Origin of the sequence: Streptomyces sp. NPDC050121, assembly GCF_044460385.1 — a bacterium.
Taxonomy (GTDB): Bacteria; Actinomycetota; Actinomycetes; order Streptomycetales; family Streptomycetaceae; genus Streptomyces; species Streptomyces soliscabiei.
Map to the genome: position 1 here is coordinate 270,076 of NZ_JBITJV010000009.1, position 10,426 is coordinate 280,501.

Below are 10,426 nucleotides of genomic sequence, written 5' to 3' on the forward strand. Positions count from 1 at the left end.
GCCACCTGCCATGACGCCGTGCGGAGGAAGGTACACGGCGGGACTGCAACGCGTCAGACCGCTTCCCCGGAGGGCGTGACAGCCTCCCCCGCCTTACGCACGACGGGCAGGACACTCCAGGCTTCGTTGACTCTATGAGGTTCGTCCGCTGCCCCCGGAGTCCGGACAGCCGAAAGGCCCGGCACGAGGGCCGGGCCTTTACCCACCAACTGTCGGTCTTCTCAGCAGGTCAGCGCCACACTGGTTCGATCCGACTCGGGTCGAACTTGCGCTGTCCCCGCCCCACAGGATGGATCAGCACGGCCGACAGGCTGTGCAGGATCAAAGCTTGCTGACGCTCTATGGGGAGATCTCGGAAATCCTCGTCGATGCCGGCGCTCAGCGACTCGGCCTGGTGCCGCTGCTTGTTGAACCGTCCGCGCTCCAGTTTCAGTTCGTCGCGGCGACGCTCAAGATCAGGCAGCAGCTGAAGCAGCGTCGAGACAGTGATCTTCTTTGCCTTCGCGGCCTGCGTCAGCTCCACGATGTCGGCCTCGACAACGGCAAGCTCGTCCGCCTGAGGCCACTGGTCAACCGGGTCAACGGCACTGATGGCAGCTCTCTGCCGCTGCTCGGCGAGAACGAGGCTGATGACGAATTCGTCCACAGCTTCGCCGACACGACCCACCTTCCCGCACCCGCCGTTCACGACCGAGCACTGATACGAGAAGGTTGCGGCCTTGGAGCCGGGTTTCCTCCGATTGTTGAGCTGGCCGCGGACCTTGGAGTGGCACAGCCCGCAGCGGGCGATGCCGGACAACAGGTATTTCCGAGCCAGCGACTGGCGAGAGGGCCTCTGGTTCCGCTTGCGCTCGGCGACCACGGCACACACCGCCTCCCACTCTTCAACGGTGTTGATCGCCTTCCACTCCCCCATGACCGGTTGCCCGTCCTCGTTGAGGAGGATCTCGCCCTTGTAGGTGCGGTATCCGCAGAGTCGGGGATTGGTCAGCATGTGTTCGACGAGGTGGTGAGGAAGCCGGGTCGTCCCCTGTCTGGGGTGACCCAGCCCTCGCCGCTGCCAGTCCGTGCGGATGGTTCCGACGCGCGCCCCGGCCAGAAGTTGCTTCTGTGCCGCGCGGATGTGCTCGGCAGCGTCGGGGTCGACATCGATTCCCCCTTTCAGCCATCCGTACGGTGCCGGCCCGCCGCTCGACTTGCCCTGTTGTGCCAGCTCCAGATGCTTGCGCTGAATCCGGCGCGAGGCATCGTGGGAGGACTTGTTGGCAAAGGCGACCATGACTCGGGCCATCGTGCGGCCATCCGACGCTGCGAGGTTCACGTCATTGGTGACTGTGGCGAACAGCCGCCGCTTGTGTGCGTCGTACAGGTCGATGAGCCGTTCGAGGTCCTTCGGCTGACGGGCGAGCCGATCGAGGTCGTACGCCACGACACCATCGATGAGCCCATCCGCCAAGTCACTCAGCATCAACTCGAATTCGGGCCGCCGAACGTTCCGCTTGAACGCCGAGACGTCGTTGTCCTCGTACACCTTCGCGACGGTCCAGCCCCGTAGATCCGCAAGCCGCTCGCAGTCCTCTCGCTGGCGCGCAACACCGAGCCCGTCACGCTCGTCGTCCCTGGAGATGCGCGTGTAGACGGCGATTTTGGAGGCCTTCACTGGGACCGTCCCTGGAGGACGAGAAGGCGATGGACCCATTCGTCGTCCCTGACCGGCGCACGGCGCAGGTGCTTCGCGATCCACTCGTCCTTCGTCATCACGCTCTCGCGGCGTTCCTGCCTGGTCGTCTTGTTGCTGGCCATCAGACAGCCCTCCGGAAGCCGCAGGTTGTGGCGGACAGGTAGCGGTCGTTCATGTGGTGGGCTCTCCTTCCGTTCCGGGGGCGGGTTCGAGGGATGTGGATAGCCAGGCTTCGGCGCGGGAGAGGCCGGTTCCGGCGAAGGCCCAGTGCGCGAGGACGAGGGTGGATTCCGTCGGCCCTGTCTCGACGGGCGCAGCGACTTGTGCGCGACGCCAGTCGGCGCGGGCGGTGCGGAGTGCGCCGAGGGTGGTGGAGTAGCGGCGGGACTTGGTGGAGAAGTGGCCGCGGAAGCCCAGCATGTGCGCCCAGGCCCGTAGGCGGAGCTCGGCAAGCTCGGGGCGTGCGCCGAGGGTCCAGGCGACGCGGATCATGCGTCGGGCGTGGTCGGAGATGCGGACTTGGGCGAGTTCGGCGAGGAACTTGAGCGGCCGGTCGAGGGTGCCGGTTGCCGTCTCGGCACCCTTGGTGGCGTACTTGGCGATGTAGGCGGCGACGGCTCGTTCCGTGAGCTCCTGGCCGTCGTCGAAGTCGGCGGATCGGATCGTGCGGACGTCGAGTTGGCGGCCGAACGTGAAGGTGTGAGTGCGGCCGTCGATCTGCGGGCCGTCGACGCGGGCGGCGGTGGCTGCGGCGTGGATGGCGTCTGTCAGGAGCTCTGCCGTGGCCCAGACGGGCGGTGGGGTGTCGCCGCCTTCCGGGCCGTCGAGGCGGATGACCGCATGGAAGTGGACGGCACCGCGCTTCTGATACTCGGCGACCTTGGCGAAGGAGACGCGTGCGTGGTCGCGGAAGGTGCGTTGAGTCAGGCCCGCGCGCTTGGCGATCTCCCGGCGGAGGTAGATGGAGAAGCGCCGCCAGAGGTGCCCGGCGTGGGCGTTCCAGAGCACGGCCGCTTCGTAGTCGTACCGGTCCGGGTCCAGGGGTGTGCCCAGCGCGCTGGCGTCCTCGTCGTGCCGGATCCCGCAGCGGCAGGGGCGCCCGTCGGATCGGCGGTTGTGGACCGGGCCGAAGCCGGGGGCGGTGAAGGTGGCGAAGACGCGCGGGTGAGTGGCGACCTGGTCCGAGGTGCCTTTGCCGCCGCGCAGTCCGGCGGTGATCAGGTGGTAGGTGTCGCGGCGGTAGGTCTCGGCGCAGGCCGGGCAGCGGGTCGCGCGGCGGTTGTTGCAGCGGACGAGGAGTTGGCCGGCCGGGAGGGCGCTCGAGTCGAGGTGGTGCAGGGTGCGGCCGATCTCGCCGGTGGCGGTGTCGACGGCGTGCTCGGTGCGGTGGCCGTCGAGGCGGACGGGATGGATGCAGCCGCCCAGGGTGGAGAGTTGGCGGGCCAGCTCGGGCATGGTGCCGAGGGAGGCCAGCATGGAGAGTTCCGCCAGCGGGGGCGGAGTCTGCCGGGTGATGATGGTGGTTCCTTTCGGCTGTTTCTGCGGTTGGGAGGGACGGCCCCGGGGCGGCGGGATGCTTGGCGGCGTTTGCCGCCCCGGCGGCCGGTCAGCGCCTGTTGGCGTTGTTGAGCAGGGAGCGCAGGACCACGGCGGCGATGGCCACGGAGATGGCCGTGATGGCGACGGCCGCCAGGAGCGCGGTGAGGACGACTCCCCCGACGAGAACGGCGGCGACCGGGCCCGCGTACGGGCTGAGCGAGCGGCCGGCGGCGGTCGGAGCCGGGTTGTGCTGGCGGTGCTCCTGCGGGATGAGGGTCGACGGCGGAGTCGGGACGTCGGGCAGCTTGGGGCGGAACATGGCGGAGCTCCTTTCAGCGGTTGTCGCCGTTGACGACGCCGACCCCGGAGCGGGTGCCGGACTCGATGGCGGGGGCGAGGAAGGTGTGGGAGAGCCAGAAGCCGAAGAGGGCGATCACGACGGCGACCCACATGCGGACGCCGAGGAACTTGATCGCGGCCCAGGCGATGACGCCCAGGACGAAGACGAGCGGGAGGGACACGGTCACAGGGGTCTCCTCAGCGGACGCGGCAGCGGTGGGTGCGGGCGGCGAGTTCGGCGGCGGCACGGGTGTCGAAGTCGTTGGAGAAGCCGCAGCGCGGGGCGGTGCAGACGGCGGTGTGCTTCTCGCGGCCTCGGCCGTCGTAGGCGGTGCCGACCTGGACGGGTCCGATGCGGACGACGTTGCGGAAGCGGCGGTTGGCGGGCATCAGGGCAGCTCCTTCGGGTCGTTGTGGTTCTGGCCGGTGAAGTCGGCTGCGTGGTCGGCGAGCCAGCGCAAGATCTCGTCGCCCTCGTGGGTGTCGGCGGTGAGCATCACCGGTTCGGCGATGAGCACGGCTTCGGTGAGGCGGTTCTGACGTGTCAGCTCGGCAGCACGCTTGAGTGCGCGGAGCGTGGACGGACGCAAGGTGGAAAGTCCTCCGGGATCAGGTGAGTTGTGCGGCGATGGCTTCGGCGAGCGGGAGTGGGACGCCGAGGCGTGTGCGAAGGGTTGGGGTGTCGATGTCCGTGCCAGTCCGGGTGCAGTGGTCGTCGGCGACCTTGCGGGCGAGGGCGACAAGCGCGGGTGGGACGGGGGCGGCGGCAGGCGGTGCGGCCGGTTGCGGGTCGGCGGCGGGCAGTTCGGGGGCAGTTGGCGTGACGGGCGGCGCGGACGTCTCGTCCTGCTCCGGTTCCGGCACCTGGTCGGGGGCCGGGGTGTCGTGGGCGAGGAGGGTTCCGCCGAGGAAGGCGACAGCGGGCCATCCGGCGACGAGGATGCGCAGCCAGGCCGGGACGTCGTCGAGGTCGAGCAGGCCGGCCGTGGCGACGTTCGCGCCCAGGGACGCGACCAGGGCGACGAGGAACCAGCACCAGCCCGCGGCTTTCGACGTACCGGAGCGCAGCCGTCGCCAGGCCGCGACGAGGAGCAGGTCAACGCTGATCGGATAGGCCCACGCCTTCCAGCCGTCCTGCCCGGCCGCCGCGGCGAGGTCGTGCAGGTGGGCGAAGGAGAGCGCGGCGGCGATGGCCGCTTGGATCAGGACGGGGTCGAGTCGGATGCGGTGGGTGCGCATCGCTCAGTCCTCCGCTGTTTCGGAGGCCAGGCGCGCGGTGGGTACGGGGGTGGGAGGGTCGAGGGCGACGGGCGGGACGTACGGCCGGAAGGGCGTGAGCGCCGGAACGTCCGGGGCGAGGTGGGCCGTTTCGCGGCACGTGGCCGCAGCAGCGGCGAGGGACAGGTAAGGGGTGCGGATGCGGGACCAGCCGCCGGAGGTGTCACCGGCCACGGCCAGGCCGGGCAGCTCGGCGGGGATAGCGCAGGAGGCGTAGACCGCTTCGGGGGCGATGTCGCCCAGTGCCATCTTGGCCGAGGCTTCGTCGTTGACGCGGTGACAGACGCGACCGGTGAGCTGGGCCCGCAGCATGGTCGCGCCCTTGCCCAGCTCTGCGCCGAAGCGCTGCCCGCAGACCTCCAGGTAGATGCCGGCCGCGCGGCCGAGCTGGGCGAGGCGGATGAGGTGCGTGACCATCTCGTCTCGCCGTTCCTCGTCCTTGCGCGTGGCGACGAGAAAGAGTTCCGCCACTTCGTCGACGAACAGCACGATGGGGGTGGGTCGTTCGCTCTCGGGCAGGCCCCAGATGTCAGAGGTGATCTCCTCGTCGGGAGTGCCGGGGGCGATGCCCTGCCGGGCCTTGATCAGGTCGTATCGGTCCTCCATTTCCTTGACCAGAACCGGCAGGAGCTCGGCCGCCTCCTCCGGATCGGTGGCCAGCGCGGCGAACCGGGAGGCGAACGGAGCCAGCTCCACGCCGCGCTTGCAGTCGATGCCGACCAAGGCGACGGACTGCCGGGCGAGACCGGCAATGAGGTTCCGCAGGTACATGGACTTGCCCGACAGAGTCGCGCCGAGGACGAGTTCATGCGGTACGGCGCGGTAGTCCCGTAAGAACGCGGTCGCGTCCTCCCGAAGCGCCACCGGCACCCTGAGGAATCCGCCCTCGGTGCGTCGAGGCATCCGGACCTTGCGCAGGACGTCGAAGCCGATGAGCCGTAGTTCGACGACACCGGGCTTGACGTCCTTCACGTATACGGCGTGCACGCCCCAGGCGTGGCGGAGCCGTTCCGCCGAGGCGGCGACGTCGGCGGGTTCCTGGCCGGGTGCGAGGCGGAGCCGGACGCGCAGGCCGGTCGTAGTGGGCCGGATGATGCCCCGCCGAGGCGGGACCGGACGGATCTCCCGTCGGCTGGTCGCCTTGATGGCCAGCACCCGCAACCGGGACGGCTCGACGGTCAGGCCGCAGGCGTCCATGGTCGAGGAGTACGAGGCCAGCAGCCGGGCCACCGAGACCGGCAGCCCGACCGTGGACCAGTACGCGGCCGGGTTGGCGTGCCGGACGTAGGCCGCGCCGCCTATCGCAGCGAGCGGTGCGCCCAGCTCGGCCAACGTGATCAGGTCCGTCACGACGATCAGCCCGCCTGAGCGACCGGGACCGGGAAGGCACCCGGGGCGATCGCGGTGGCGCGGTAGGCGATGCCGTGCCGCTGCTGGCCGTTGAACACGCTCTCCCACGGACGGGCGATGAGCCCCGGCAGGGAGACCGGAGCGCCGACGGTCAGGCCCTCGGTCACGCCGCTTTCGGGAACGGTGACCTGGATGAGCGACGAGTCCCCCTCGTCGATGAAGACGACGCCGACGGTCATCAGCGCCTCACCGCTCACGGCGTCCTTGGCGATCTCACCGGTCTGCCGGTCACGCACCTTCGGTGCCGGCGCTTCGGTGAGCAGGATCGTCGCGGTCGAGGCGTCAACGCGGATCACACGCACAGAGAGTTCTCCTTCTGAGATCGATCAACCCATCACCTGACAGGTTGACTTAGCAAGTTAGAAGTTAGAGATGCCAAGTTGACTTGTCAAGTGAGAAGGGAGAGCAACGGGCCCGGAAATGGGCTCAGTTCAAGCGATACGTGTCTTCGAGCTCCTGCCCGTCGGCAGGCAGCAGCACGTCAGAGACCTGCAAAGCCTGGCCGGACGCGTCGCAGGCGACGACCAGGACGCTGAGGACAGGCACGCCGTCAGGCAGACCGAGGAGCTCGGCCTCACCGGCATCAGGCATCCGGGCCGAGACCCGCTCCGTCACATGGTCGAAGCGGACCTTCTTCCGGCCCTCAAGGTGTTCCCGGACACCGGCGCCCAGCGGTTCGGAGCTCCCCAGGTCGGTGCCCTCGACGAGGCCGGCGGGGAAGTACGACGAGACGAGCTCCACCGCCTCCCCGTCCTCCTCGACCAGGAACCGGCGCATCAGGACTTTGGCCCGCTTGGGCAGCCCGAGCACCGAGGCGACACGCGCAGGAACTGGCACCTGGTCGACTGCAACCAGACGCCCCGGAGTCTGCGACTCGTCACGCTCCAGCACTTCCCGCCCGCGGCGGTCCTTCTGCTCGACCCCGGCCGGCCGCCCGCGCACGATGGTGCCGTACCCCTGCCGGGACTCCAGCCAGCCATCCCGTTTCAGCAGCTCAAGGGCTCGCACAACGGTCGGCCGGGACATCCCGAATGCCTGGACCAGCTGATTCTCACTGGGGACCTTCGTGCCCGGCGGGTACGTGCCATCCTCGATGCGGCGTTGGATCGTCTGGGCGAGGCGTACGTACTTGGGTGCCTCCACTTCATACGCCATGAACGCCGCCCGTCAGGATTGGCCAAGTCAACTGGTCAACCAGACTAGCGAGAAATCCCCTTGCGCAGTACTGCGGCGTCACACCTGTCTCATGAGGGCCAGGCATCGGCCATCACGAAGGAAACGACCGTCCCGCCGAAGTGACTGGGCCCGGAGTGCCAGGAGTCGGCGATGGAGTCGACGAGGAGCAGCCCGCGCCCGTGCGCGTCGGCAGCGTCGGGCCGTCGCAGCTTCACCCCCGCCGGAAAGCCTGCGTTGTGCACCTCGACCTTGAGCGAGGCCCCTTCCCGGAACCACTCCACCCGGACCCGCCACACCTCGTCGGACTCGCCGTAGACGATGGCATTGGTCACCAGCTCCGAGATCATCAGCACGCAGTCATCGACCGAGCAGGCCGGGTTGTACGGGGCGATGAACTTCCGAAACCAGCGCCGGGACAGATGCACGGACTCCGCGACGGGGTACAGGGTCATCGCCCCGAGTCGCGGCGAGTCCTCAGAGGGATAGCGGTCGATCGTGTAAGCCATCCGTGCTCACTCCTTGCCGCTGCCGTCGCAGTCGAGGCAGCGCCGTTTCGATGCGGCACGGGCACGGTCGTTGACGGTGGAGAGCGCCAGGGCCGTGCGCGAGCTGACGCGTTTCCAGCCCCGCCCACGACATCCCCGGCAAGGTAAGTGCGCGCCTTGTTCCGGCCGCTGACCCGTCACACCGTGCCCCCTTTCACTGAGTGGCCTTAGCCACTTACTGGATAGTGGCATTAGCCACTCACGCTGTGCAAGCGGTTCGCCGAAATGGCGACCCATCAGGTGAGCGGGTAGCCCTGCTCGAACGCCCAGCGCTGCGGCGGGTAGGTGGCTTCGGCGAACTCCAACGGCCGGTCCTGGAGGTCGAACACGACGTGGTGCACGATCAAGACTGCGGATCCGGGGTTCAGTTGAAGGTCTGCCGACTCCTCATCGGTCGCCTGCCGTGCGCACATGCGGTCTTCGGCGTAACTCCCCTGCCGTCCCGTCATGTTCTCGACGTACATCAGGGTGCCCTCCTGGATCCGTTCCGGCTCCAAAAGCTTGGGCGCCCGCTGCCCGACGTCGGGCGCGAACCACGAGGTGGACAGCGTGATGGGGCCGTCCTGGTTGTTGGTCACGCGCCGGCGGTGCACCGCCCGACGATCCTTCACCAGGCCCAGCGCCTCAGCGACGTGGTCCGGAGCCTCAAGCCATCCGGCCGAGGTGATCACCGCGTACTCGCCGGGGGTGTAGATCTTCCCCGTCTGCCGCGCCCGCCCGTACAACTCCCGTGCCCGCCGGTTGACTTCAAGGCTGCGCACATACGTGCCCGAACCCTGCCGCTTCTCGACGAGCCCCTGATGGCTCAGCGCCTCCAATGACCGCGCGGCCGTCGGCCTGGACACCTTCCAGTTCGCGGCCAACTGCCGCTCCGAAGGCACCTCGTCCCCCGCCCTCAGGTCGCCCCGAAGGATCTGATCGCGGATGTAGTGAGCGATCTGGAGATACTTCGGCTGCGCCTCTTCGATCTGAGGCATGTCCCCTCCTCGTCCAAGTGGCTATGGCCTCTAGCCACTATAGGGTGAGTGGCCAGAGGCCGAACCCGTAATGTTGGGCACATGACGCGGTTGATCGTCGCAGCAGGAGGAGGGGGCGACGCAGTCGCCGCCACAATGCTTGTCACCGCCTTGTACGGCGACGACGACCAGGCGGTGATCCTCACCTATGCATGGGACCGCCTGTTGGTCGACCCAGTCCCAGGCCCCCGAGGCCCCTCCGACTTCACGGGACTCCGACCGCTCACGCCGTCTGTCCGGTTGGTGCCGGCCGAGGCCCGCCCGATCGCTCCAGCAGGCTCCACACTCCCCCGGCTTGCGGCAGAGCTCCCGCACACCTTCGCTCTGATCGACCCGCACCACGGCGTCGAAGGCGTCACGCGCCAACTCGAAGAGCTCGTGAGCCACTTGCAGCCAACCTCTATCGACCTCCTAGACGTGGGCGGAGACATCCTCGCGCGAGGCGACGAACCGACGCTGAAGAGCCCGCTTGCCGACGCCCTCACTCTGGCCGCATGCTGCCGTGTGAACGCACCCATTCGACTCCTGGTCGCTGGCCCTGGCCTGGACGGCGAACTCGCGCTCGACGAGATAAGCGGCCTGCTCGGCCCCCTCGTCCACACCTTCACCGCGAAGGACGCGGAACCGGTCAGCTCAGTCCTGGAGTGGCACCCCTCCGAAGCAACCGGGATGCTCGCTGCAACAGCGCGAGGAGTGCGAGGCATCTGCGAAATACGGGACGCCGGACTCCCCATTCCACTCACGGACTACGGCCCGACCGTTCATGAGGTCGACCTGGACGACACTCTGAGCCGCAACGAGTTGGCCCGCGCCATCCTGACGACCGCAACCCTGGACGAGGTTGAGGCTCACAGCCGCGAGGTGTGCGGCTACTCGGAAATCGACTACGAACGCAACAAGGCGGCATGGCTCAAGGACCAGCCGGCGGTGAAGCTCGATCCCGGCACCATGCTGTCCCAGCTCGATGAGTTCGAGCACGAGGCCCGAAGCCGCGGAGTCACCCACACGACGTTCCGCCGACTCACCGAGGCTCTGGGCATGCCCGGCAGCCAGCGCGAAGACCTGCGCCGACTGCTCATCAACAGCCGGCCGGAGCAATACGCGGGTCCGTTGTGGAGCATGAGCCAATGAGCGCCTACAGCAGCGATCAGAACCTCAACGTGCAGGACGTCACCGGCAACGGCACCGAGGTCGACGTTGCCACCAACCGGCTGAACGGTGACGTCAGGCTTTCGATTCTGTGGACCCAAGAGATCCTCTTGTCCGCCGATGCAGCCGACCAGGTGGCCGACGCTCTCCGGCGAGCCGCGGCACAGTCCCGCAGCATCACAGCCGCCCCAAGCGCCGTGTCTAGTCCCAGGTGATGCCCGACGTTCTGGTCCCAGGTGATGCTTGACGGTGGGCCTAGACAACATCGGAAACCTTGTGGGGCTTGTTCGCCT

General features: G+C 68.3%; 15 protein-coding genes. 2 read left to right on the forward strand and 13 right to left on the reverse strand.

Annotation, left to right across the window (positions count from 1 at the left end; all coding sequences use genetic code 11):
• Positions 1 to 229 precede the first annotated feature (229 nt).
• The 13 genes from ACIBTS_RS16965 to ACIBTS_RS17025 all read right to left on the reverse strand — a co-directional run bounded on the left by ACIBTS_RS16965 (position 230) and on the right by ACIBTS_RS17025 (position 8,945).
• The gene (locus ACIBTS_RS16965) at positions 230 to 1,660 is read right to left on the reverse strand and encodes a recombinase family protein (protein WP_399320097.1); all 1,431 of its coding nucleotides are present in this window, start codon (positions 1,658 to 1,660) and stop codon (positions 230 to 232) included.
• Positions 1,657 to 1,803, reverse strand: coding sequence for a hypothetical protein (locus tag ACIBTS_RS16970; protein WP_399320099.1), 147 nt, complete (start codon positions 1,801 to 1,803; stop codon positions 1,657 to 1,659). Before ACIBTS_RS16970 ends, ACIBTS_RS16965 begins: the two co-directional genes overlap by 4 nt.
• A 49-nt stretch (positions 1,804 to 1,852) precedes the next feature.
• Positions 1,853 to 3,157 (reverse strand): replication initiator, encoded by a 1,305-nt coding sequence (locus tag ACIBTS_RS16975; RefSeq protein WP_399320101.1) that lies wholly within the window; start codon positions 3,155 to 3,157, stop codon positions 1,853 to 1,855.
• A 130-nt stretch (positions 3,158 to 3,287) separates the two neighbouring features.
• Entirely contained in the window at positions 3,288 to 3,539 is a 252-nt protein-coding gene (locus tag ACIBTS_RS16980) for a SpdD protein (protein WP_399320102.1), read from the reverse strand.
• A gap of 13 nt (positions 3,540 to 3,552) precedes the next feature.
• Positions 3,553 to 3,747, reverse strand: coding sequence for a hypothetical protein (locus tag ACIBTS_RS16985; RefSeq protein ID WP_037680541.1), 195 nt, complete (start codon positions 3,745 to 3,747; stop codon positions 3,553 to 3,555).
• A gap of 10 nt (positions 3,748 to 3,757) precedes the next feature.
• Complete coding sequence (locus ACIBTS_RS16990; protein ID WP_230194639.1) at positions 3,758 to 3,949, reverse strand: mobile element transfer protein; 192 nt, start codon at positions 3,947 to 3,949, stop codon at positions 3,758 to 3,760.
• Positions 3,949 to 4,149 carry a hypothetical protein gene (locus ACIBTS_RS16995; protein ID WP_399320105.1) on the reverse strand — a complete coding sequence of 67 codons (201 nt, stop codon included), beginning with the start codon at positions 4,147 to 4,149 and terminating at the stop codon, positions 3,949 to 3,951. Before ACIBTS_RS16995 ends, ACIBTS_RS16990 begins: the two co-directional genes overlap by 1 nt.
• A 19-nt stretch (positions 4,150 to 4,168) precedes the next feature.
• Positions 4,169 to 4,798, reverse strand: coding sequence for a DUF2637 domain-containing protein (locus tag ACIBTS_RS17000; RefSeq protein ID WP_399320107.1), 630 nt, complete (start codon positions 4,796 to 4,798; stop codon positions 4,169 to 4,171).
• 3 nt (positions 4,799 to 4,801) lie between these two features.
• Positions 4,802 to 6,187: an FtsK/SpoIIIE domain-containing protein gene (locus ACIBTS_RS17005; RefSeq protein ID WP_399320109.1), complete on the reverse strand. Its 1,386-nt coding sequence runs from the start codon at positions 6,185 to 6,187 to the stop codon at positions 4,802 to 4,804.
• A 5-nt stretch (positions 6,188 to 6,192) separates the two neighbouring features.
• Entirely contained in the window at positions 6,193 to 6,549 is a 357-nt protein-coding gene (locus tag ACIBTS_RS17010; protein ID WP_057603435.1) for a hypothetical protein, read from the reverse strand.
• Positions 6,550 to 6,673: 124 nt separating this feature from the next.
• A complete protein-coding gene (locus ACIBTS_RS17015) occupies positions 6,674 to 7,402 on the reverse strand; it encodes a GntR family transcriptional regulator (protein ID WP_399320111.1) in 729 nt (242 codons plus the stop codon).
• A gap of 89 nt (positions 7,403 to 7,491) precedes the next feature.
• Complete coding sequence (locus tag ACIBTS_RS17020) at positions 7,492 to 7,929, reverse strand: ATP-binding protein (protein WP_399320113.1); 438 nt, start codon at positions 7,927 to 7,929, stop codon at positions 7,492 to 7,494.
• A 275-nt stretch (positions 7,930 to 8,204) separates the two neighbouring features.
• Positions 8,205 to 8,945, reverse strand: a complete 741-nt coding sequence (locus ACIBTS_RS17025) for a GntR family transcriptional regulator (RefSeq protein ID WP_399320115.1) — start codon at positions 8,943 to 8,945, stop codon at positions 8,205 to 8,207.
• An 81-nt stretch (positions 8,946 to 9,026) separates the two neighbouring features.
• Between ACIBTS_RS17025 and ACIBTS_RS17030 the strand changes: the two genes are divergently transcribed.
• Positions 9,027 to 10,115, forward strand: coding sequence for a DUF1152 domain-containing protein (locus ACIBTS_RS17030; protein WP_399320116.1), 1,089 nt, complete (start codon positions 9,027 to 9,029; stop codon positions 10,113 to 10,115).
• Positions 10,112 to 10,348: a hypothetical protein gene (locus tag ACIBTS_RS17035; protein WP_399320118.1), complete on the forward strand. Its 237-nt coding sequence runs from the start codon at positions 10,112 to 10,114 to the stop codon at positions 10,346 to 10,348. The genes ACIBTS_RS17030 and ACIBTS_RS17035 overlap by 4 nt, the downstream gene beginning before the upstream one ends.
• Positions 10,349 to 10,426: the final 78 nt, after the last annotated feature.